Consider the following 21,413-nt stretch of genomic DNA (forward strand, 5'->3'; position numbering starts at 1 on the left):
GCTCCGAAAACTTGCTGAGATCCTGTGCGATTGCGAACGCGAATTTTCCGCTTGCCAAGCAGATTAGAAAATATCACCTTCTCCATGTGATGCATCAGTTGCAAAATCCAGGACATCAAAGTCTGGCTGATCGCTCAATGGAGAGGGTTCTTATGGTTGCCGTCAATCGTCGCGGATTTCTTGTCTCAGCACTTGCGGCTGGCCTTATGGCCGGCGCGGCAGGCGGTGCGGTGGCTGAGGACAAGCCGAAGATCGAATTCCTCTATTCGCCCTTTGCCGACTACGCGCCGTTCTTCCTGGCTGAGGATCTCGGCTATTTCGACGAGTATGGCGTCGACGTGACGCTGTCGCCGAAGAGCGGCACTGCCGAGACGATCCAGATGCTGGCCTCGGGCAATGTCCAGGCAGGGGCTGCGACCTGGGGTGCCGGGTTGTTCAACTCGATCAATGCGGGCGCAACCGTCGCCATTGTCGCGACCTCGGCCAAGATGCCGAACACGGTGCCGTCGCCGTCGCCCTTCATGGTTTCGCAGGCCGCCTGGGATGCCGGTATCCGCACGGTGCAGGACCTGAAAGGCAAGCGCGTCGGCATTCCCGGGCCTGGCGGCTTCGGCATGTATTCGGTCGCCAAGGCGCTGGAAAAGGGCGGGCTGACCGTCGACGACGTCGAGGCGATCTACCTGCCGCCGCCCGCCACCGCCGCTGCCTTCGCCAATGGCGGCCTCGAGGCCGGCTGGAGCATCGAACCCTTCGCCCTGCAGCTCGAGCGCGAGGGCCTGGGTCGCCGCCTGGTCGAGGACCATACCTTCGGCACCGAACTGGGCTTCATTGCCTTCAACAAGGAGTTCGTGCAGCAAAATGAGGGTGCCGTCGTCAACTTCCTCGCCGCCTATCTCAAGGCGGCGCGCCTGCTCGACAATGGCGGCTGGAAGGATGACAAGGTGCTCGACATCGTCGCCCGCTACACCGGCACCGAAAAGTCGCTGCTGCAGGGCATTGCCTACACCATCCGTTCGGAAGACGGGTCGATCGACCTCAACTCGGTGCGCGAGCAGGAGGCGTTTTTCCGCAAGCGTGGCGACCTTGAATACAAGGGCGATGTCGACATCACCTCGGTCTATCGCAGCGACCTGTTGAAGCGCGCCAACGAACTCGTGGCCAAGAAGTGACGCAGGCCGCGTTGCCGCTGGGGGCGGGTATGATGAGCGAGACGGCGATCGAGGTGCGCAACCTCACCAAGGCCTTCTACGACGCCGACAGCGACCGCACCACGGTCGCTGCCTATGAGGTCGAGTTCGAGGTCAAGCGTGGCGAATTCGTCTGCATCGTCGGTCCCAGCGGCTGCGGCAAGACGACGGTGCTGCGCATCCTTGCCGGGCTTGAAACCAAGCTCGGCGGCAGCATCGACATGAAGAGCGACAGCCCGCCGGCGATGGTGTTCCAGGAAGCGTCGGTGCTGCCCTGGCTCACCGTGCGCGAAAATGTCGGCTTTCCGCTCTCCCTGAAGGGTGTCTCAGCAGCAAAGCGCCGTGCGCGGGTCGACGAACTGCTTGAACTGACGGGTTTGAGCGATTTCGCCGATGCGCTGCCGCACAGGCTGTCCGGCGGCATGAAGCAGCGTGTGTCGGTGGCGCGCGCGCTGGTCGACGACCGCGAGATCCTTTTGATGGACGAGCCGTTCGGCGCGCTCGACGAGCAGACGCGGCTGGTGCTGCAGCAGGAGTTGCTGCGCATCTGGGAGACGACGGGAAAGACCGTCGTGTTCATCACCCACAGCGTCGACGAGGCACTGACCTTGGCCGACCGGGTGCTGGTGATGTCGCCGCGCCCCGGCACCATCATCGCCGATCTTGCCGTGCCCTTCGACCGGCCGCGCGACGTCGTCGAGATGCGCCGCGACAAGCGTTTCTGGGACCTCACCTATGAGGTCTGGCGCCTGTTGGCCTCAACCTCGCCGGAGCATCAGGCATGAGCCTCGTCACTGCAAAACTGACCGAAGAGCAGATCCGCGAGCTCAAGACACCGGCCCAGCGCGAGCGGCTGTTCCGCTCCATTTCCTATTTCAGCCCGCTGCTGCTTTTGTTGCTGTGGGAGGTCGCCTCGCAGCTCAACGTCATCGACAGGCGCTTCTTTCCGCCACCCAGCGCCATTGCCGGCACCGCCTGGCAGATGATCATGAGCTTCGAAATCTTCGACCATATCGGCGCGACGCTGCGCCGTGTCTCGGTCGGCTACGTCATGGGCGCCATTCCAGGCATCCTGCTTGGCCTGTTCCTTGGCCTGTCGCAGCCGGCGCGGCGCGTGCTCGGGCCGATCTTTGCCGCACTCTATCCGGTGCCGAAGATCGCCATCCTGCCGCTGATCCTTCTGATCTTCGGCGTCGGCGACGCCTCGAAATTCGTCGTCATCGCCATCGGCGTGTTTTTCCTGCTGCTCTACAACACCATGGGCGGGGTGATGCAGACGCCGCAGATCTATCTCGACGTCGCCAAGAACGCCGGTGCGACGCGCTTGCAGACCTTCTTCCGCATCGCGCTGCCATCGGCACTGCCCAACATCTTCACCGGGCTCAGGCTTGCGGCCGGCTCGTCCTACATCATCATCGCGGCGGCCGAGTTCCTCGGCGCGCGCAGCGGCGTCGGCTTCTTCATCTGGGCGTCGTGGCAGACCTTCGCGGTGTCGCGCATGTTCGTCGGCATCGTGGTGATTTCGGCGCTCGGCTACTTCACCATCCTCGCGCTGGAGCTGATCGAGCGTAAGCTCGTGCCCTGGGCGAAGCATTGAGGCACTGAGGAGCACAGGCTGATGACCGTCGAGGCCGACCCCACCGCGAATGCCCCTGTCTCGGAGCGCATCTACCTGGCACTGCGCCAGGAGATCATGCGCTGCGAGATCGTGCCGGGGACGACGCTCGACGCAGCCTCCATTGCCAGCCATTACGAGGTCTCGAAGACGCCGGTGCGCGATGCCATGCAGAGGCTCGCCGCCGACGGGCTGGTGACGATCCTGCCGCGCAGCGGCTATCGCGTCGCCCCCATCACCTTCCAGGCGGTGCACGACATTCTCGACATGCGCGCCGCGATCGGGCCGCATGCGGCCAGGCAGGCGGCACGCTACGCCACGCCGGCCGAAATTGCCCTGCTGCGCCAGATCGTCAGGGAATACGCCGCGCCGATGGATATCGGCACCATGCAACAGGTGGCGCGGCGCTTTCACCTCGCTATTGCCCGCTGCAGCCGCAACAAGCGTGTCGTCACCCTCTCCGAGACCCTGTTCGACGAGCTCGAACGCCTGCTGCGCTTCGCCATCGATTTCACCGTCAAGGCCGGCGAGCACTCCGATGAGCACACCGCCCTCGTCGATGCGATCGCAGCCGGCGACGGCGAGCGGGCCGCGGCGATCGAGTTCGCCCATATCAAGCACTCCAGGGAATTCCTGATCGAACGCCTGATGACCCTGGGCTATTTGTCGGCAAGCGAGATCCAGCTTGGCGGCACAGCGCGGAGCCCGGGCGAATGATCGCGATCCCTGATGCGGCCGGCCGGCTGGCGGTGGCGCTGGGCGGCAGCGCGGCAGCAAAGCTCGCGGCTTCGGCGCTGGTCGAGGCCGATGCGCTCGGCCTGCCGCGCTTTGGCATCGCCATGCTCGATGAATGGACTGTTGATGCCACGCCTGCGCCGGCGCGCGCCGGCGCGCAGGCCATAGACTGGCTCGACTGCTCCTCCTGCTTTGCGCCGCTGGCGGTTGCCAGCGCCACACTCGATCTGGCCCAGGCTGCCAGGCAGTTCGGCGTCGCCGCCGTCTTCCTGCGCGGCGTCAGGGGTTTTGGCCGGCTCGCGCCGTTCGTTCGCCATCTCGCCGATGCCGGGCTGCTTGGCATCGCCGGCGCCGAGGGGCCGCCCTTCGTTGCGCCACATGGCGGCAGCCGTGCGGTGATCGGCACCAATCCGCTGGCGCTTGCCATCGGGCAGGGTGCTGACCGCGTCGTCATCGACGTCGCCACCAGCACGGCCACCATGGCCGATATCCGCAATGCCCGTGTCTCCGGCGCGCTTTTGCCTGACGGCATCGCGCTCGACGGCGAAGGACGGCCGACCAGCATCGCTACGGAGGTTGCGGCGTTGCTGCCGCGCGGCGGCCAGATCGGCTCGCTGCTCGGGCTGGTGGTCGAACTGATGGCCGGCGTCGCCGGCGGCGGCCGGGGCGATGCGAAAGGCCGCGGTGTGTTCATCCTCGCCTTCGATCCTGCGCGGGCCGGCGACGATGTCGACTGGCAAACAAGGCTTGCCGGGTTGAAGCGCGACTGGACCGACGGCGGCGGTCACTGGCCGCGCGGCGGCAGCCTGTCGCCGCAAGCCGAACTGGACGCCGATTTCGCCCAGCGCCTCGACGCCCATCTCGCCCGCATGACCGGCCCGTCAGGCCGATGATCACGCCGGCCACCTCCCTGCAGAGTTCCAGATGACGACAAAGCCCGTTTCCGCACCTGTCTTTTCCATCGATGCCGTCGACGGCCTGATCGACGAGCCGCGCCGGATCGTCGTCTCCGGCCTCGCGCCCGACGAACTGGTCGCCATCTCCGCCCGCACGACACGGGCGCGCGGCGTGACCTGGATGAGCCAGGCGACCTTCATGGCCGACGCGTTGGGCGTGGTCGACCTGAGCCGTGACGCGCCGGTCGGCGGCGACTATGCGGAAGTCTCAGGCATGGGGCTGATCTGGAGCCAGCAGCCGATCGACAGCGCGAGCGCCGAGCTCTTCCCGGACGATGTCATGCAGCCGCTGCAGACGACGCTGACGGCCGAAACCGCCGCTGGCATCAAGACCGAGGCCAGGCTCTGCCAGAGCTTTGCCGTGTCCGGGGTCGAGCGTCGGGACATTCGCGACGACGGGCTGGTCGGCACGCTGTTCACGCCGGCCGGGCCAGGGCCCCATCCTGTTGTGGTGGTGCTCAACGGCTCGGGTGGCGGCATCAACGAACCGCGCGCCGCCTTGCTTGCTTCCCGCGGCTACCGCGCTTTTGCGCTTGGCTATTTCAAGGCACCTGGCCTGTCACCTTTCATCACCGAAACACCGCTCGAATATCTCGAGACCGGCCTGCGCTGGGCGCGCCGGGAGCTGCAGCCGAAAGACGGCTTCGTTGCGGTCAGCGGCCAGTCGCGCGGCGGCGAGCTCGCGCTCTTGTTGGGCGCCACCTTCCCGGAGCTGGTCTCCGCCGTGATCGCATTCGTTCCCGGTGCCGTGGTCCATGGCGCCCAGGGTGCGGGCGATCCGGCGCGTGGCGGCTGGCAGGGCACCAGCTGGACCAGGGACGGCGTTGCGCTGCCGCATCTGTGGCAGGACAATGCCGCCGTGCACTGGCACCCCTGGGCCGGCGATGCCCCGCCAAACCGGCATCATTCGGTCTTTTTCGAGGGGCTCAAGGACACCGCACTTGTGGCGCAGGCGCGCATTCCGGTCGAGAATATCGCCGGCCCGGTGCTGCTGATCTCGGGCCGCGACGACCGCGCCTGGCCGTCCAGCCTGTATTCCCGCATGGTCGTCTCGACGCTCGACCGGCACGACCATCCGCATCTGGTCCGCCATCTCGACTTCGACGATGCCGGCCACGCCATCAACCTGCCGATCGTGCCGTCGACGCAGCTGAGCCGGCTGCACCCGGTCTCGAAGGTTCCCTACACCAATGGCGGCACGCCCTCCGGCAATTCCAGGGCCGACGACGGTTCCTGGCGCGGCATGCTCGCCTTCCTCGGCGAGGTCACCGGCTCAGCCGGTCAAGGCTGAGCCCACCTAACCCCGATGCACAAGCAGACAGCTGAATTCTTCGAAAGGGAGACGAACATGCCCACAAGAGAACATTTGGAAGGCCAGTGGCGTGAATGGCGCTACGCCCATGTCGCCAAGATGTTCCGCCCCTATGGCTGGACCTCGCTGGTGGCCCAGTACTGGCTGGAAGCAAACGACAAGGACCTGAGTTTCGATCTGCTTCCCGGCACCTGGTCGGTCGAGGACGGCAAGGTCATGTTCACCCCGCCGGCCTCGGGACCCAACCTTTCGGTCAATGGCAAATACCCGACCGGACCGGTCGAAATCGTCCCGGGCCGCAACCAGACCTATGGCCATGGCAAGAGCGAGCCGGTCTATTTCGGCGTCAACGAGGTCGAAGCGATCCTGCGCAGCAAGAGCAACGGCCAGTCCCTCTACGGTGTGCGGGTGCGTGACCCCAGGGTGGCGACGACAGTGGAAGAAGCTGGCGTCAGCGCCTTCGATTATGATCCCGCCTGGCGTATTGCAGGCACCTATACGCCGACCGCGCTTACCGAATACGAGGCCGAAACCGTGGAAGCCGGCGTGCGTGAATCGACGCCGCGCATCGGCACCTTCACCTTCGAGCACAAGGGCAAGAGCTACAGCATCGAGCTGATCGGCAAGGACACGCCAACAGGCGTGCAGCCGGTGGCCCATGTCCGCGACAAGACCAGCGGCCCCGTCACCTATGGCGCCGGCCGCGTCATCGAGCTGCAGTTCACCGACGCCAGCAACAGCCGCATCGACTGGATCGATTTCAACTATGCGGTGGCGCTGCCCTGCGCCTTCACCAACTTCGTCACCTGTCCGCTGGTGCCGCGCGAGAACCAGCTCGATTTCGAGGTGCTCGCCGGTGAAAAGCGCCCGGCGCAGGATGTGGTCAGGACCATGACCTACAAGGCCTGAACAAACGGCGCTGGCTGAACGGGCGTCACCGCGAGCGTCCGGCAATAGCTCCCGTCGTCGACGGGATTGTTGCTTTGATGAAATCTTTGTCAGCTGGCGGGCGAGCCCGCCGGCTGACAAAGCCTACGCCAGCCCGAGCCTTTGCTTGCGCTTGGTTGCCCAGGCGGTGATCAGCTGGTCGGCGGTCAGCCCCATGAAGGCGACGCAGAGGCCAAGCACAAGGCCCTTGCCGGCATCGTTGAAGGTCAGCGCCCGGAAGATCTCCTGGCCGATGTCCTTGGTGCCGATGAAGGCGGCGATGATGACCATGAACAGCGCGAACATGATCGTCTGGTTGATGCCGAGCATGATTTCGGGGAAGGCCAGTGGCATGCGGATGTTCCACAACAGCTGCCTGCGGGTACAGCCCGACGTGATGCCGGCCTCGACGATTTCCTGGGGCACGTTGCGCAGCCCGAAGATGGTGTAGCGGACGACCGGGATCATCGCATAGATGATGATCGCCGAAATCGCGGCCACGTCGCCGACCTTGAACAGCATGATGACAGGGATCAGGTAGATGAAGGACGGGAAGGTCTGGAAGGTGTCGCACACAAGCTTGGCGATGGCGGTGCGGCGCTCGCTATGCGAGGCCCAGATGCCGATCGGCAGGCCGATCATGATGCAGAGCAGCACCGCGACCGTCACCATATAGGCGGTGATCAGCGAGCGCTCCCAGTAGCCGGCGAAGGCGATGAACAGGACGAAGCCGGAGACGGTGAGCGCGAGGCGCAGGCCGCCGAGCGACCAGCCGGCTGCGGCCACCAGCGCCACCATCGCCGTCCAGGGAATGCTCTGGAACAGGTCGCGCACCGGGATCAGCACATAAAGCAGCATCGCGTTGCGCAGATATTGCAGCGGCTCGTAGAAGGTCAGCGTCACCCAGTCGACGAGCGCATCCCAGAACGGGGCGGTGCTGAGCGCGAGGTCGGATGGCCAGGTGTGGGCATAAAGTGTCGTTAGCGAAAGCACGAACGAACCGATGACGACCAATGCGGCGGCTGCCAAGAATGGAAAGCGCTGCAGCAAGGTGGCGTCAGGCGCGACATGCGCGGGTTCCTTGAAGGCGGCGGCCCGGCTCAGCTGGTCGAGCGTGATCGCCATCAGCACGATGGCGACGCCGCTTTCCAGCGCCTGGCCGATCTTCAGCGCCTGCAGCCGGAACAACAGGTCGTGGCCGAGGCCACGCGCGCCGACGAAGGACGCGATGACGACCATCGCCAGGCACTGCATGATGACCTGGTTGACGCCGACAAGCAGCGGCTGGCGGGCCGACGGGATCTCGACCATCCACAAGGTCTGGAAACGGCTGCAGCCGGCCATCTTGCCGGCCTCGCGGACCTCCTCAGTGACGCCTTTCAGGCCAAGGATGGTGAGCCGCGCCATCGGCGGAATGGCGAAGATGACGGTGGCGATGGTGCCGGCCTTGTGGCCGACGCCGATGAACACGGCGATCGGGATCAGGTAAGAAAAATGCGGCAGCGACTGCAGCACATTGAGCAGCGGCACGATGAGCGCTTCGAACCAAGGCTTCTTGACTGCGACAATGCCGATGCCGAAACCGATGAGACCGGCGATGGGGGCAGCGACAAGCACCACCGACAAGGTGATCATCGACAGTTCCCATTTGCCGAAGATCGCCATGTAGGCAACGCATCCGGCCGCCAGCAGCCCAAGCCGCCAGTCCCTGAGATACCAGCCGAGCACGCCCGACAATCCCGCGGTCATCACCCAGGGCATGGCGGCAACGCCGATCTTGGGAAAGCCGGTGACCAGCAGGCCCTCGACGAAGGCCAGTGGCCAGGTGATCAGCTCGGCAATGGCACGCGTCAGGTCGCGGAACGAAAACAGCCCGAAGATGGCGTCGTCACGCAGGTGGTCGAAAACGGTGTTGGCCCAGTCGACGAACGGAATGGTCCAGCCCTTGGGCACCTGCACCGCCCAGTCGGGCAGCACGGATGCAGCCAGCAGCAGGATGGCGAAGGGCAGTATGACCAGCAGCGGCTTGGTCATCGCGGCCAGCGGCTTCGGCGCCTCCATCTCTTGCGGCCGGGTCAGCGTCGCGGCGCTCATGGGCACTGTTCCTTGCCATAGAGCGCGTCGATCAGGCTGGCGCGGCTCAGCGTGCCGACAAGGGTGCCGCCATCGTCGACGACATCGACCGGACGTTCCGACAACAGCACCTGGCGGGCGACGCTGGCGAGCAGCGCCTGTACCTGGACGGCGGCCGCGTCGGGCGTGCGGGAGGATGCGGGCGCCATCACTGATCGCACCGACATCAGGCGATCATGCGCGACATTGCGGGTGAATTCGGCGACATAAGGCGTGGCCGGGCAGGTGACAAGTTCTTCCGCCGTGCCGAGCTGTTCGACGACGCCGTCCTTCATGATGGCGATGCGGTCGGCGACGCGGATCGCCTCGTCGAAGTCGTGGGTGATGAAGACGATCGTCTTGTTGAGCACCTGCTGCAGGCGCAGGAACTCGTCCTGCATCTCGCGGCGGATCAGCGGGTCGAGTGCTGAGAACGGTTCGTCGAGGAACCAGACGTCGGGGCCGACGGCGAGCGAACGGGCGATGCCGACGCGCTGCTGCTGGCCGCCGGAGAGTTCGCGCGGATAATAGCCTTCGCGGCCCTTCAGGCCGACGAGCTCGATCACCTCGCGGGCGCGGGCCTCGCGCTTGTGGCGATCGGTGCCGCGAACCTGGAGCGGGAAGGCGACATTGTCGAGCACGGTGCGGTGCGGCAGAAGCGCGAAGTGCTGGAACACCATGCCCATCTTGTGGCGCCGGAGCTCGATCAGTTCGCGCTCGGAGGCGGCGAGGATGTCGCGGCCCTCGAACATGACCTCGCCCGATGTCGGTTCGATCAACCGTGCCAGGCAGCGCAGCAGCGTCGACTTGCCGGAACCCGACAGCCCCATGACGACGAGGATTTCGCCCGGCATCACCTCGAAGGAGACGTCACGGACAGCCGGGATGTAGCCCTCGGCGCGGATGGTTTCGATCGACGGGGTGCCGCCCTGGCGGCGCAGGAAGCCGGCCGGGTCAGAGCCGTAGAGCTTCCAAAGATTACGGCATGCGATCTTTGCTTCGGTCATGTCGAGTTTGCCTCTCGCCAAGGTGGCCGATGGGTGTGCGCGGGCGAGGTGGCGCCTGCTCTGGGCAAGCGCCACGACACCACGACACGACTCTTCGATGCGGGAATTACCTGGTCGATTCAGGAATTACCTGGTCGATGCAGGAATTAGCTGGCCGAACCGAGCCAGGTCTTCCAGCGCCCTTCATTGTCGGCCAGCCATTTGTCGGCGGCCGCCTCGGGCTCCATGTTGTCGATGTCGGCAAGCTTGGCCTGAACCGCGATGTCCATGTTGGAGAAGTTGATCTTTTGCAGGATGGCGTAGGCCTTGGGCCACTTGGTCGGGAATTCCTTCCAGGCGGCGATCTTCAAATAGCCATCCTTGGGGTTGCCGCAGTCGTAGCTCAGCTCCTTGTTGGAACCCCAGGCCGGATCGTCCTTGCATTTCGGGTCGAAGGCCGGGAACTCGACAAACTTGCCGTCATAAAGTGCTTCGACGAAATTCGGCGTCCAGTTGAACAGGACGATCGGCTCCTTGCGCTTGACGGCGGATTCGAGCTCGGCCCACAGCGCTGCCGACGAGCCGGCATTGACGACTTCGAAGTTCATGGCGAGTGCTTCGACACGCTCGGAGTCATGCTTGAGCCAGTCGACGGGGCCGCCAAGGAACCGGCCTTTCGGCGCGGTCTCGGCCGTTGAGAACTTGTCGGCGCAGGCGTTCAGCGCTTCCCATGCCGGCAGGCCGGGGCAGACTTCCTCGACATAGGTCGGATACCACCACTCCTCGCGGGTCTTGGCGTCGTGGGTCGCCGCATCGACGACGCAGCCTTCCTTGACCACCTTCTGGAAGGCAACGCCGAAGGCGCCTTCCCAGACTTCATGCACCAGGCTGACGTCGCCTTCGCACAAAGCGGTGTAGACGACCTGGCTGTCGGCGGAGACATACTCGACCTTGGCGCCGCCCTTTTCGAGCAGCTTGCCGACGATGTGGGCGCCGACAATCTGGCTCGACCAGTTGTGGGTCGGGATCTTGATGACGTCGGTGGAATCCTCGGCGAATGCCGTGCCGGCCGCAAAAGCCATGATCGTGGCCATGCTCGCAGACTTCGTGAACTTGCTCATTGAAGCTCCCATTGTTTTGTGTTGCGATCGTTCCCCTGGAGTTGCGGATGCTGGCCTCTGCGGGCCGGTTCCAATTCCGCTCCAGGTCCGCAAACATAGCGGTGAGAAGTGAACCGGTGTCGGGCGGGGTGTAAAAGTCGTGGTCTGATTTGTGAAAAGATGTTAATGAAAGGCCAGGTCACGCGACGAAACGCGCGGGCTATTTTCCGGCCGCGGGCTGCAAGGCGAGCGCGGAAGCGCCATCATCTTCGCGCTTTTGTAGTCGAGGTTGCCGGACAGTCCCGGTCTTTACCTGCAACCAGGTCTTGGCTTGCAAGCGCCCGCTTCGATAGAAGAAGCTGGTTTCGGCCATTTGGTGGCATGTCTCCTTGGTGATCGCGCTATGAACCCCAGCATTCTCGTTGTCGATGACGACCCGGATATCCGCAACGTGATCGGCATTGCGCTGGAAAGGGCGGGAATGCATGTCCAGCAGGCGGCCAACGGGCGCCTGGCTTTGGAGCAGTTGCAGCGACACCATGCCGACCTGGTGGTGCTCGACATTGGAATGCCTGTCATGGACGGGGTCGAATGTTGCAAGACCATCCGCGCCAGCTCACATGTTCCGATCGTCTTCCTGACCGCGCATGACGACGAAGTCGACCGGATCGTGGGGTTCGAGCTTGGGGCGGACGACTATGTCAGCAAGCCGTTCTCGCCGCGCGAACTGCTGCTGCGGATCAAGGCCATACTGGCACGAGGCAAGCAGGCAGGTGGCATCATCAGGCACGGAGACCTCACTCTCGATAGCGGACGCCACGTCTGCCGCCTCGCCGGAAAGGATCTGCCGCTGACGGCGACGGAATTTTCGGTGCTGGAAATCCTGTCGGCCCGACCCGGGATCGTCGTCGGCCGTGGGGCCATGATCGACAAGGCCTATGGCGGGAACAACACCTTGTCGGGACGTACAGTGGACAGTCACGTGCGCAACATCCGCGCCAAGGCCGCGGCACTTGGCTACTCCGACGTGATCGAAACGGTGAGAGGGGTAGGGCTGCGGCTTGGCAATTGCGTCGCTGGGCCTGGCACCGCGTGAGCCAGATAGCCCGGAAATGGCGGCCGTCCATGCCACTGGTGGTGTTGCTTGTCTGCGCAAGCCTGCTTGCGGTGCCGATCGCAACGACGCTGGCCTTGCAGATCGGAACGAACCGGCTCGTCAACGAGACGGAGGCTTCGCTTATCAAGCAAGCGGCGATCTATGCCGGGGCCTATGTCGTCGCTTTCGAGGCCGAGTCGCCCGAAGCCGGAGGGCCGATAGCTGGATATTATCTGCCACCGCCCAAGCGCATATTCTGGAGCGCCGCGTCACGGACCTTTCGACCGCTCCTGAACCTTCGCCAGGATGTGGTCGAGCCTGTCCGCCCCGATCCCGTGCCCACCGCAGAACGGCTCGATCCGCGATATCTCCGGATTGCGCCGGGGCTGGGTGCCCTGGCTGACAATGCCAGCCGTACGACGCTTTCGACGGTCGTTTTCCTGGACCATCAAGGGATAGACATGCTCGCGCGCGAGCCGGCGAGTTTTGCCACGGTGGCGGAGGTGCAGCAGGCGCTGCAAGGCGATGTTGGGGCCGCACTGCGCTGGCGGAGTGACGCGGGCACGCGGTTTCGTCTGGCAGCACTTGGCGGCGGGACAGGTTTCAGGGTGCTGATTGCCTATCCTGTGATCAGCCAGAACCGGGTGATCGGCGCGGTCTACCTGTCCAGGACCGCTCCTGGGCTGACGGAGTATTTCGCCGGCGAGCGCATCGCCGTCATTGTCCTGGTCGCCGTGACGCTGTTAGGCGCTGCTGTCGTGGGAACGCTGCTGGTACGGACGATGCTCCGGCCGATCCGCGCCCTGCGCGACCAGTCGAGAATGGTCGCCAATGGCGGCCATTCCGAGCTTGCTCCGCTCGGCCACTACGGCATGCGGGAGATTGCCGAACTGGGCGAGGCCGTCATCACCATGGCCGGCACGCTGTCGCGGCGCAGCAAGGAAATCGGCATCTATACCAACCACGTTACCCACGAGCTCAAATCGCCGGTTACCTCGATCATGGGTGCCGCCGAGCTTCTCGAGGACGGCCACCTGTCCGATGATGCGCAGCACAGCCTCATAGGCACCATCAAGGCCCAGGGGGAGCGGATGGATGTGCTGCTCCACCAGCTCCGCGACATGACAAGGTCGCGCGAGGGCGTGCGCGGCGAGCCCGGTCAGATCAGGGATATGCTGCCCGAGATTGCCGACCTCGCTATCAGCCTGGCTCCTGTGGATGCCATCCTGCCGCTGTCGGTTGCGCATGGACAAACGGTACTGGCGCACATGGCGCAGAATGCACGCCACCATGGGGCGACCAGGCTCGAGCTGGTTTGGGCTGGACCGATCCTGCGGCTTTCAGACAACGGTACCGGGTTTGCCGACATCGACCTTGGCCGCTTGGCCGAACCGTTCTTCACCACGCGCCGGGACGAGGGCGGAACAGGCCTCGGCCTGGCCATCGTGGTTGCCATCCTCGAGCTTTATGGAGCGCGCCTGACGCCGGTCGCGAACATGGGCGGCGCCATTTTCGAGATCGAGTTCGACTAGCGCCTGTCTTGACCCTGCACCGAATCTGCACGCGCGTTGCACCACTTCGAGGTCGAAAGCGCGTCGTGCGCAAACTAGACGATTGAGGGCAAACGGGCCGGCCGGCCTCGATCCACTCAAGGGTAGACCTATGAAGTTGAAACGTCCTCTTGGCCTCGCCATTGCGCTTGGCGCCGCGATTGCCACCACCTCCGCCATGGCGTGGGATAATCCAGCCAATCGATATGCCAATGCCTACAAGCAGTACACCGGCGCAGCATGTCCGCTGGCGGCGGACAAGATCGAACATTTCGTCTATTTCAGCCGGGATCGCGATGCGATCCGCGACCATGCGTTCTTGACCAGCGATCGCTTTGTCGGTGCGCAGATCATGTATGCGTGGCGCCAGCTCGAGCCGACCGAAGGACACTACGATTTCTCGCTGATCCAGTCCGACGTCGACTATCTCGCCAAACATGGCAAGCGGCTCTTCATTCAGTTGCAGGAAGCGTCCTTCTCTCCCGAATACAAGCCGGTGCCCGACTATCTTTTGAAGGGCGACTATGACGGGGGCGTCACCGCGCAATATACCGACGGCGGCGTCGTCGAAGGCTGGGTCGCCAAGCGCTGGAACGCCAAGGTCCAGCTGCGTTTCGCGGCACTGCTTGCCGCGCTTGGCAAGCAGTTCGACGGCGTGATCGAAGGCATCAACCTGCAGGAAACGGCCATCGGCGTTTCGACGGATACGGATTCGTCCTTTACCCCGGACAAATATGTGGCAGCGCTCAAGACCAATATGCGTGCCATGAAAATGGCGTTCCCGACCTCGACCACCATGCTCTACGCGAACTTCATGCCCGGCGAATGGCTGCCTTGGGAGGACAAGGGATATCTGCGCGGGATCTATGAGTTTGGCGACAAGATCGGCGTCGGCATGGGGGCTCCCGATCTCATGTACATGAAAAAGGGTCAGCTCAACCATGCCCTGGCGATGATGCATGAAGGCAAGTTCACGGTGCCGCTTGGCATTGCGGTGCAGGACGGCAACTATGTCGGCGAGACTGGCTCGACGAATGTCGTGGCGAACCGCACCAACCTGGTGCCGGTCCTTCATGCCTTTGCGCAGGATTTCCTCAAGGTCGGCTACATGTTCTGGGTCAATCAGGAGCCATATTTCGAGGAGGACGTGCTGCCTTGCTTCTCGGCAAAGAAAGGCTGACGTGGCAGATCCCAAGCCGTGATGGCAGAGGCCGGCGTCGCCATGACAGGTGCGGTGCCGGCTTGTTTCATCAGTCAGGCAGTGCAGCACTCGCGACGTTGCTGCTTTGCCTCGGGCATGCGAGCACTGCATCCTCGTTGCCGGTGCGGGCCGACTTGTGAAATGATGTCAACAAAGTCGGGAGGACAAGATGGCATGCGGGTTCAACATCACATCGTGATCGTCGAGGACGATCCGGTCACGCGGGCCAAGCTGGCCGGCTATTTCCTGGCCGAAGGCTACAAGGTCAGCGAGGCCGGCGACGGCGAGCAGATGCGCGCCATCATGAGCCGGCACCCGGCCGACCTGCTGATGATCGACATCAACCTGCCCGGCGAAGACGGCCTCAAGCTGACCCGCGAGCAGCGTGAGCGCTCCGATGTCGGCATCATCCTGGTCACCGGCAGGACCGACACAGTCGACCGCATCGTCGGTCTCGAAATCGGCGCCGACGACTATGTCACCAAGCCGGTCGAGCACCGCGAACTGCTGGCCCGGGTCAAGGGCCTGCTGCGCCGCGTCGGCAAGGGCCGGCAGCCTGCCGTCGCCGCAGGCACGCGGCAGTTCCATGGCTGGGCGCTCGAGGTGTCGCGCCGCACATTGCAGGCAGCCGACGGCAGCTTCGTCGAGCTGACCGGCGCCGAATTCAAGCTGTTGTCGGTGCTGACGGCCAATCCCGGCCAGGTGCTGTCGCGCGAGCGTCTGCTGCACGAGATTTCGCGGCGCGAATGGGACGCCAGCGACCGCACCGTCGATGTGCTGGTCAGGCGCCTCAGGCAGAAGCTGAACGACAATCCGCGCACGCCGCGCATCATCGTCACCGCCCATGGCGAAGGCTATTTCTTCGCGCCGGACGCGCTTCAGCCGGCGCGCGCCTCGGGCTTCTGAGGGCAGTGCCTAGGCCGAATGGGCCGGATCGGCTGTGCCTTCCAGCGTCTTTTGCCCTAGCATCTCTTGCCCCAGTATCTCGAGCCATTGTCGCGAGCCTTCGGCGAAGGCCTGTTCACAGGCGTCGACGATGCGGCGCAATGCGCTTGAAGGCGCTTGTGCCGCCGCCGCTTCGAGCGCTTCCGCTGCCTTCAGCAGGCGCGGAAAGCCGAGCGAGCCGGCGGTGCTGCGGGTGGCGTGGGCGAGATCGCGCAGGGCCTCGCGATCGCCTGATTTCAGGGCGTCGCGCATCGACTGGAAGCGGCGGGGCAGGCTGTCATGGGCGATGCGGTGCAGCCGCCGCACGGTCTCCGAGCCAAGGGCATCGACGTCGGCCTGGCAGGCGGCCAGGTCAAAAGCCGCCTCGGCATGATCGGCGGAGCGGATTGGCCGGCCGCCAAGCGAGGCAACCGCATCGAGCAGTTGCGCGTGGACGATCGGCTTGGCCACGAAGGCATCGACGCCGGCATCGAGGTAACGCTCGATGTCGGTCTTGAACACATGCGCCGACATCGCCACCACAGGCAGGTCGGGCGCCGAAAGCGCTTGCCTGATGCGGTTCATCGTCTCGATGCCGTCGATGCCGGGCAGGCTGACATCCATGACGACGAGATCGGGCCTGAAATCGCCGATCGCTTCGAGCGCGAGATAGCCTGAACTCACCGCCTTCACGTGATGGCCGGCATTGGACAGGATGGTGGTCGAGACCAGCCGCGTGGCATCGTCGTCCTCGACCACCAGGATGTTGCAGGCCGACGGCATGGTCTTGCGCGCACGATGCTGCTTGTCGGCCGACAGGCCGGCGGCCTTCGCCTTGCGCAGCGGCATGTCGAGCGCGAACATGCTGCCGGCGCCCGGTTGCGAGGCGACGCTCAGTTCAGCATCCATCAGGCGGGCAAACTCGCGGCTGATGGCAAGGCCCAGCCCCGTGCCGCCGAAGCGGCGGGTGATCGAGGCGTCCATCTGGGTGAAGGGCTGGAAGACGTCCTGCTGCCGCTCCGGCGAAATGCCGATGCCGGTGTCCGACACGGCGAGGCGCAATGTCTGCATGCCCTTGCGGTTGGCCGCGACCTTGACGTCGACAAGCACGTGGCCGTGCTCGGTGAACTTGATCGCGTTGCTGACCAGATTGAACAGGATCTGGCGGATCTTGCCGGCATCCGCGTTGAAAGCAGGCGACAGCCTGGGATCGATCTCCAAGCTGAGTTCGAGCCCCTTTTCGCTCGCCATCGGCCGCATGAAGGCGACCACGCCGCTGACCAGTTTGCCCAGATCGAAGTCGACCTTGTCGATGGCGACATTGCCTGTTTCGACCTTGGAGTAGTCGAGGATGGCGTTCAAGATGCCGAGCAGGGCTTCGCCGGAACTCGCCGCGACCGACAGATGCTCGCGCTGCGTCGGGCCGAGCCTGGTCTCGGCGAGCAGGCGCATCATGCCGAGCATGCCGGTCATCGGCGTGCGGATCTCGTGGCTCATGGTGGCGAGGAAGGCCGACTTGGCGCTGTTTGCCTGTTCGGCGCGGGCCCGGGCCTCGTCGTGGTCGATCGCCTCCTGGCGCAGGCGCTTGTTGACCAGCCTGATCTGCTCGGTCTGTTCCTCGACCAGTTGCTGCAGCTCTTCGCGGTGCCGCCTGAGCTCGTCGGTGATGCGTTCGCGCTCCTGCTCCAGCTCCAGGCGCCGGCGCGAACTCGTCGCGGAACTGGTTGACCGCCACCGCCATGGTGCGCAGCTCGTCGTCGCCGGTGTCGGTCACGGTGACGTCGAGATCGCCCGCCGTCAGGCGCTGCATGGCCCGCGACAGGCCGCTGAGGCGCCGTACCAGATTGCGCTCGACATAGAACCAGACGATGGCGCCCGAGACGAGGATGGCGCCGAACAAGGTGACGACGAGCACGATGACGCCGATGCGCACGGCATTGTCGGCACGTTCGGCGGTCGTCCTGGCGAACTCGTCGGAGCGGTCGAGAATGTTCCTGGCGACCTGGTTCTGCGTCACCGCGAGGTCGCGGTTGGCCTGGGCCATGGCGTCGAGGCTGCCGGCAAGGTCGACGACATGCTGGCGGCGGCCGAAGATCGATCCCGACACCGGCGCCTCGCCCGCCGCCGCTTCGATGGCGCCGAAGAACTCCATGCCCTGCTTGCGCCGCACCGGGTCGTCGATGCTGAGGATACGCCGCCTGATGACCTTCACATGGTCCTGGAAAATGCCGCTGATCTCGTTGATTTCGGCTTTCGATTCGGCGCGGCCCAGCCGGTTGATCAGCAGGCTGACCTGGGCGCTGCGGTGACGCAGCTCGTACATCCGCTCCATCAGATAGATGTCGTGTTCGATCAGCCGGTCAAGCGCGACATAGGCGTCTTCCCGGCGCGCCGGATCGCCGATCAGGCCGTAGAGGCTTGCCGTCACCGCCGAGGCGCCGGCGGAGGCATTGGAGATCAGCGTTTCCGACAAAAGCAGGATCGATTGCGCCGCAACCGTGGCCGCTTCCGCGCCGTCGCGATAGGCCTTGTCCTCGTCCAGCCGCTGCCGCACCAGCTCGTTGTTCTGCTTGAGATTGGCCAGCATCTTTTCGACCGAGCCGGCAAACGCATCGACGAGTTCGGGGTCGATCGACAGAAGCTGGACCTCGGCCAGCGACTTGACGATCTCCTGCGACAGGCTGGTGAGTTTCGTCTGCTCGGCCTGCAATTCGGCGCGCGAGGTGACGGCGGCAAGCGCGGGTGCCGTGGCGATCAGCTTGGCGCTGAGCTCGGCGGTGCGCTGGGTGGCCGCCACCGCCGGCAGCGCCTGGGCGTTCACCACCGCTTGCGCATCGGCGATGTTGCGCAGGATCAGCCAGCTGACGATGCCGGATGTCAGCGACAGAGCCGTGATGCACAAGAAGGCGAGGAACAGCCTCCCGCCGATGCCGAACCTATGAAGCATGGCTCATATAACCATGGTTTGCGCTGCCAGCGTAAGCGCTCAACAACACTGCGCGTCCAATTGGATGGACAAAGGACGCCGTGGCATTTTGATTGCACATGATCGCCAGTGAAAATCGATTTTGATTTGAGGGGGCATGCACTAGCCTAGGGCGATGAAATCCCGCATCCGCCGCCAATGTCTGGGCCTGCTTGCCGCCGCGTTTCTGGCGCTCAATGCCGGCCATTCCGCCATGGCCGGCGAGGCGGCGACGAGCTGGAAACTCAACGCCTGGGACCCGCCTTTCGACTATTCCAGGCAGCCCACCGAGATCGACTACCAGCCCGTCGCCAGGGCTGCCAAGCCGTGGCGCATCTGCGCGTCCTACCCGCATCTCAAGGATTCCTACTGGGTCAGCGTCAACTACGGCATGGTCGAGCAGGCGCGTTCGGCCGGCGTCAAGCTGACCGTCGTCGAGGCCGGCGGCTACCCCAATCTCGACCGCCAGATCGAGCAGATCCGCACCTGCAGCGCCAATGCCGATGCGCTCATCGTCGGCACCGTGTCTTATGAGGGGCTGACGCCGACGATCAGGGAAATCGCCAGGCGCATCCCCGTCATCGCGGCGGTCAACGACATCGACGACGCCGGCATCGCGGCGAAATCAGGGGTTTCGTGGGAGGAGATGGGCCAGTCGATCGGCGCTTATCTCGCCCGCCTGCACCCGACAGGCTCGATGCCGGTCTCCGTCGCCTGGTTCCCCGGCCCCAAGGGTGCCGGCTGGGTCAAATTCGTCGAGGCAGGTTTCCGCGGCGCGCTGAAACAGAGCTCGGCAAACATCGACGCCGTCAAATGGGGCGACACCGGCGTCGAGATCCAGCTGCTGCTGATCGAGGAACTGCTCGAGGCCCAGCCCGACATCGACTACATCGTCGGCAGCGCGCCGACCGCCGACGCTGCCGTCAGCATCCTGAGGGCACAGGGGCGGGCCAACCACGTCCAGGTGCTGGCCGACTACTTCACCCACGGCACGTTCCGCGAGATCAACCGGGGCAAGGTGGTGGCGGCGCCGACTGATTCACCGCCGCTGCAAGGCCGCATCGCCATCGACCAGGCGATCCGGGCGATCGAAGGCACGCTGCACTATCGCCATGTCGGGCCGCCGGTCCAGGTGATCGACCGGACCAATGTGCAGTCGCTCGACCTCGAGCGCTCCCTGGCGCCGGCCTGGTTCAAGCCGACCTTCGAGGTCCAGTAAGACCGGCACCGTCACACTGCCAGCCCGCGTCGCCCTTCGCCCACGACGATCCGACGACGAAACGACCAAGGTCGTAACGGCTGACTTCGGCTGTGGGGTGACAGACGATCCGGCATTTGCCATCACTGAGCTTTCGGCAAGGAGGCTCAGGCGATGATGATGACGGGATCGATGTGCAGGGCGGCACGCGCCCTGGTGGAGATCAGCCGGCAAAGGCTCGCCGCAGCCTCCCAAATCGCAGAGCCTGATATCGAGGCCTTCGAACGCAAGATCAGCATCCCCAACGATGCGGCGGTCAGCGCCTTGCAAGCGGCACTGGAACATTATGGTGCCGTCTTCATCCCCGAAGACGGTGGCAATGGTGCCGGTGTCCGCCTGAAGTTCAGCCGCTCGGTGACCAGGAGGCTGTCGACGCTGGAGGGCGAGGGTGGCCCCGCGGCCAGCGACGACGTTCCCTGACAAGGTGCCGTGCGCGGCTGCGGTGGGCTTGAGGCCATCCGCCGATGTGGACTAGCTTGCGCCATGCGGTTGTTGCTGGCCCTGATGCTGTCTGTGCTCTCGTCGGCTGCGCTGGCGCGCGACTGCGTCGTGCTGCTGCACGGGCTCGCGCGCACCGACACATCCTTCCTGCTGATGGAGCAAACGCTCGGCAGGGTCGACTACGCCGTCGTCAATGATACCTACCCTTCGGTCGATGCGCCGATCGAAAGGCTGATCGCGCATGTCGATGCGTCGGTGGCCGGTTGCGGCAGCGCTGCCAGGGTCAATTTCGTCACCCATTCGATGGGCGGCATCCTGCTCAGGGCCTGGCTGATCGGCAACCGGCCGGCAAATCTCGGCCGGGTGGTCATGCTTGCGCCGCCCAACCATGGCTCCGAGGTCGTCGACACGCTCGGTGATCTCAGGCTGTTCGAGATGATCAATGGCCCAGCCGGCATGCAACTCGGCACCGGCCCCGACAGCGTTCCGAACCGCTTGGGCGCAGCCGACTTCGAACTCGGCATCATCGCCGGCGACCGCACGTTCAACCCGATCCTGTCGACCATGTTCAACGGTCCCAATGACGGCAAGGTTTCGGTGGAAAGCACGAAACTTGCAGGCATGGCCGACCACATCGTATTGCCGACGACGCACACCTTCATGATGAACAATCCGCTGGTCATCGCCCAGACGATCAACTTCCTGCGCACTGGGCGGTTCGATCATCAGCTGACGCTCGGCGACCTTGTCCGGCGCGGCCTCGGCAATTGAGCCGTCGAGCGGCGCCCGGCAAACCGGGCGAATTCCGGGCCGGGCGCATTCCAGGCCTGCCGGTTGTCGACGACAACTGGCGCCACCATGGACCTGTGACAGATCGGCCTGGCCGTCCGTTGCCACAGCCACGCATTTCCAAGAGTTCAACTGGCCCAAGAGTTCAACTGGTCCAAGAATTCAACTGGCTTCCGCGCGGAGTTGAACTCCAGCTTTCCGCCTTGAACATCGGATCTTCAAAAAATGCTGCCAAGGCAGCAAATGCCGCTCCTGTATA

The 21,413-nt window shown here is 64.5% G+C and carries 19 protein-coding genes and 1 pseudogene; 14 read left to right on the top strand and 6 right to left on the bottom strand.

Translation table 11 applies throughout. From position 1 onward, the window contains the following. The first annotated feature begins 152 nt into the window (after positions 1-152). From ACHMW7_RS09960 to ACHMW7_RS09990, 7 genes are read left to right on the top strand one after another with little or no spacing between them, the layout of a single operon-like run. Positions 153-1,169 carry an ABC transporter substrate-binding protein gene (locus tag ACHMW7_RS09960; RefSeq protein WP_395450092.1) on the top strand — a complete coding sequence of 339 codons (1,017 nt, stop codon included), beginning with the start codon at positions 153-155 and terminating at the stop codon, positions 1,167-1,169. A 32-nt stretch (positions 1,170-1,201) separates the two neighbouring features. Further along, a complete protein-coding gene (locus ACHMW7_RS09965; protein WP_395450093.1) occupies positions 1,202-1,972 on the top strand; it encodes an ABC transporter ATP-binding protein in 771 nt (256 codons plus the stop codon). Further along, on the top strand, positions 1,969-2,784 hold the full coding sequence (locus ACHMW7_RS09970; protein WP_395450094.1) for an ABC transporter permease: 816 nt from the start codon (positions 1,969-1,971) through the stop codon (positions 2,782-2,784). The genes ACHMW7_RS09965 and ACHMW7_RS09970 overlap by 4 nt, the downstream gene beginning before the upstream one ends. 21 nt (positions 2,785-2,805) lie before the next feature. Further along, on the top strand, positions 2,806-3,519 hold the full coding sequence (locus ACHMW7_RS09975) for a GntR family transcriptional regulator (protein ID WP_395450095.1): 714 nt from the start codon (positions 2,806-2,808) through the stop codon (positions 3,517-3,519). Next, positions 3,516-4,430: an Ldh family oxidoreductase gene (locus tag ACHMW7_RS09980; protein ID WP_395450096.1), complete on the top strand. Its 915-nt coding sequence runs from the start codon at positions 3,516-3,518 to the stop codon at positions 4,428-4,430. Before ACHMW7_RS09975 ends, ACHMW7_RS09980 begins: the two co-directional genes overlap by 4 nt. Positions 4,431-4,461: 31 nt before the next feature. Beyond that, positions 4,462-5,784 (top strand): acyl-CoA thioesterase/BAAT N-terminal domain-containing protein, encoded by a 1,323-nt coding sequence (locus tag ACHMW7_RS09985; RefSeq protein ID WP_395450097.1) that lies wholly within the window; start codon positions 4,462-4,464, stop codon positions 5,782-5,784. A gap of 57 nt (positions 5,785-5,841) precedes the next feature. Beyond that, complete coding sequence (locus tag ACHMW7_RS09990; RefSeq protein ID WP_395450098.1) at positions 5,842-6,714, top strand: DUF1684 domain-containing protein; 873 nt, start codon at positions 5,842-5,844, stop codon at positions 6,712-6,714. A gap of 123 nt (positions 6,715-6,837) precedes the next feature. Here the strand turns inward: ACHMW7_RS09990 and ACHMW7_RS09995 are convergent, their stop codons facing one another. The 4 genes from ACHMW7_RS09995 to ACHMW7_RS10010 all read right to left on the bottom strand — a co-directional run bounded on the left by ACHMW7_RS09995 (position 6,838) and on the right by ACHMW7_RS10010 (position 11,303). Then, a complete protein-coding gene (locus tag ACHMW7_RS09995) occupies positions 6,838-8,826 on the bottom strand; it encodes an ABC transporter permease (protein WP_395450099.1) in 1,989 nt (662 codons plus the stop codon). After that, on the bottom strand, positions 8,823-9,851 hold the full coding sequence (locus ACHMW7_RS10000; protein ID WP_395450100.1) for a glycine betaine/L-proline ABC transporter ATP-binding protein: 1,029 nt from the start codon (positions 9,849-9,851) through the stop codon (positions 8,823-8,825). The genes ACHMW7_RS09995 and ACHMW7_RS10000 overlap by 4 nt, the downstream gene beginning before the upstream one ends. A 146-nt stretch (positions 9,852-9,997) precedes the next feature. Continuing rightward, positions 9,998-10,951, bottom strand: coding sequence for an ABC transporter substrate-binding protein (locus ACHMW7_RS10005; RefSeq protein WP_395450101.1), 954 nt, complete (start codon positions 10,949-10,951; stop codon positions 9,998-10,000). Positions 10,952-11,150: 199 nt separating this feature from the next. Continuing rightward, positions 11,151-11,303 carry a hypothetical protein gene (locus tag ACHMW7_RS10010; protein ID WP_395450102.1) on the bottom strand — a complete coding sequence of 51 codons (153 nt, stop codon included), beginning with the start codon at positions 11,301-11,303 and terminating at the stop codon, positions 11,151-11,153. A gap of 30 nt (positions 11,304-11,333) precedes the next feature. Between ACHMW7_RS10010 and ACHMW7_RS10015 the strand changes: the two genes are divergently transcribed. The 4 genes from ACHMW7_RS10015 to torR all read left to right on the top strand — a co-directional run bounded on the left by ACHMW7_RS10015 (position 11,334) and on the right by torR (position 15,683). Then, entirely contained in the window at positions 11,334-12,026 is a 693-nt protein-coding gene (locus ACHMW7_RS10015) for a response regulator transcription factor (RefSeq protein ID WP_395450103.1), read from the top strand. 29 nt (positions 12,027-12,055) lie between these two features. Then, complete coding sequence (locus tag ACHMW7_RS10020; RefSeq protein ID WP_395450104.1) at positions 12,056-13,558, top strand: histidine kinase dimerization/phospho-acceptor domain-containing protein; 1,503 nt, start codon at positions 12,056-12,058, stop codon at positions 13,556-13,558. 130 nt (positions 13,559-13,688) lie between these two features. Then, positions 13,689-14,756: a hypothetical protein gene (locus ACHMW7_RS10025; protein WP_395450105.1), complete on the top strand. Its 1,068-nt coding sequence runs from the start codon at positions 13,689-13,691 to the stop codon at positions 14,754-14,756. A 195-nt stretch (positions 14,757-14,951) separates the two neighbouring features. Beyond that, positions 14,952-15,683, top strand: a complete 732-nt coding sequence (gene torR, locus ACHMW7_RS10030) for a two-component system response regulator TorR (protein WP_395450106.1) — start codon at positions 14,952-14,954, stop codon at positions 15,681-15,683. A 9-nt stretch (positions 15,684-15,692) separates the two neighbouring features. Here torR and ACHMW7_RS10035 read toward each other — a convergent pair whose 3' ends face one another. Both ACHMW7_RS10035 and ACHMW7_RS10040 read right to left on the bottom strand, forming a co-directional pair. Beyond that, positions 15,693-17,198, bottom strand: a complete 1,506-nt coding sequence (locus ACHMW7_RS10035) for an ATP-binding protein (RefSeq protein ID WP_395450107.1) — start codon at positions 17,196-17,198, stop codon at positions 15,693-15,695. Positions 17,199-17,469: 271 nt separating this feature from the next. Next, positions 17,470-18,648 (bottom strand): annotated as a pseudogene (locus ACHMW7_RS10040) (hypothetical protein); the annotation flags it as partial. A 154-nt stretch (positions 18,649-18,802) separates the two neighbouring features. On the opposite strand from ACHMW7_RS10040, the gene torT reads away from it, so the two are divergent. From torT to ACHMW7_RS10055, 3 genes are all read left to right on the top strand, one after another. Beyond that, entirely contained in the window at positions 18,803-19,885 is a 1,083-nt protein-coding gene (gene torT, locus ACHMW7_RS10045; RefSeq protein ID WP_395450108.1) for a TMAO reductase system periplasmic protein TorT, read from the top strand. Between the two features lie 153 nt (positions 19,886-20,038). Continuing rightward, positions 20,039-20,344, top strand: coding sequence for an XRE family transcriptional regulator (locus tag ACHMW7_RS10050; RefSeq protein WP_395450109.1), 306 nt, complete (start codon positions 20,039-20,041; stop codon positions 20,342-20,344). Positions 20,345-20,407: 63 nt separating this feature from the next. Then, the gene (locus ACHMW7_RS10055; RefSeq protein WP_395450110.1) at positions 20,408-21,136 is read left to right on the top strand and encodes an esterase/lipase family protein; all 729 of its coding nucleotides are present in this window, start codon (positions 20,408-20,410) and stop codon (positions 21,134-21,136) included. Positions 21,137-21,413 lie beyond the last annotated feature (277 nt).

Origin of the sequence: Aminobacter sp. UC22_36, assembly GCF_044056035.1 — a bacterium.
Lineage (GTDB): Bacteria > Pseudomonadota > Alphaproteobacteria > Rhizobiales > Rhizobiaceae > Aminobacter.

Coding starts and splice junctions, on each gene's coding strand:
- ACHMW7_RS09965 (WP_395450093.1), top strand. CDS start 1,202: ATGAGCGAGACGGCGATCGAGGTGCGCAACCTCACCAAGGCCTTCTAC.
- ACHMW7_RS09980 (WP_395450096.1), top strand. CDS start 3,516: ATGATCGCGATCCCTGATGCGGCCGGCCGGCTGGCGGTGGCGCTGGGC.
- ACHMW7_RS10005 (WP_395450101.1), bottom strand. CDS start 10,951: ATGAGCAAGTTCACGAAGTCTGCGAGCATGGCCACGATCATGGCTTTT.
- torR (WP_395450106.1), top strand. CDS start 14,952: ATGCGGGTTCAACATCACATCGTGATCGTCGAGGACGATCCGGTCACG.
- ACHMW7_RS10000 (WP_395450100.1), bottom strand. CDS start 9,851: ATGACCGAAGCAAAGATCGCATGCCGTAATCTTTGGAAGCTCTACGGC.
- ACHMW7_RS09995 (WP_395450099.1), bottom strand. CDS start 8,826: ATGAGCGCCGCGACGCTGACCCGGCCGCAAGAGATGGAGGCGCCGAAG.
- ACHMW7_RS09960 (WP_395450092.1), top strand. CDS start 153: ATGGTTGCCGTCAATCGTCGCGGATTTCTTGTCTCAGCACTTGCGGCT.
- ACHMW7_RS10050 (WP_395450109.1), top strand. CDS start 20,039: ATGATGATGACGGGATCGATGTGCAGGGCGGCACGCGCCCTGGTGGAG.
- ACHMW7_RS10015 (WP_395450103.1), top strand. CDS start 11,334: ATGAACCCCAGCATTCTCGTTGTCGATGACGACCCGGATATCCGCAAC.
- ACHMW7_RS10055 (WP_395450110.1), top strand. CDS start 20,408: ATGCGGTTGTTGCTGGCCCTGATGCTGTCTGTGCTCTCGTCGGCTGCG.
- ACHMW7_RS09985 (WP_395450097.1), top strand. CDS start 4,462: ATGACGACAAAGCCCGTTTCCGCACCTGTCTTTTCCATCGATGCCGTC.
- ACHMW7_RS10025 (WP_395450105.1), top strand. CDS start 13,689: ATGAAGTTGAAACGTCCTCTTGGCCTCGCCATTGCGCTTGGCGCCGCG.
- ACHMW7_RS10035 (WP_395450107.1), bottom strand. CDS start 17,198: ATGAGCCACGAGATCCGCACGCCGATGACCGGCATGCTCGGCATGATG.
- torT (WP_395450108.1), top strand. CDS start 18,803: ATGAAATCCCGCATCCGCCGCCAATGTCTGGGCCTGCTTGCCGCCGCG.
- ACHMW7_RS09970 (WP_395450094.1), top strand. CDS start 1,969: ATGAGCCTCGTCACTGCAAAACTGACCGAAGAGCAGATCCGCGAGCTC.
- ACHMW7_RS09975 (WP_395450095.1), top strand. CDS start 2,806: ATGACCGTCGAGGCCGACCCCACCGCGAATGCCCCTGTCTCGGAGCGC.
- ACHMW7_RS10020 (WP_395450104.1), top strand. CDS start 12,056: ATGCCACTGGTGGTGTTGCTTGTCTGCGCAAGCCTGCTTGCGGTGCCG.
- ACHMW7_RS10010 (WP_395450102.1), bottom strand. CDS start 11,303: ATGGCCGAAACCAGCTTCTTCTATCGAAGCGGGCGCTTGCAAGCCAAG.
- ACHMW7_RS09990 (WP_395450098.1), top strand. CDS start 5,842: ATGCCCACAAGAGAACATTTGGAAGGCCAGTGGCGTGAATGGCGCTAC.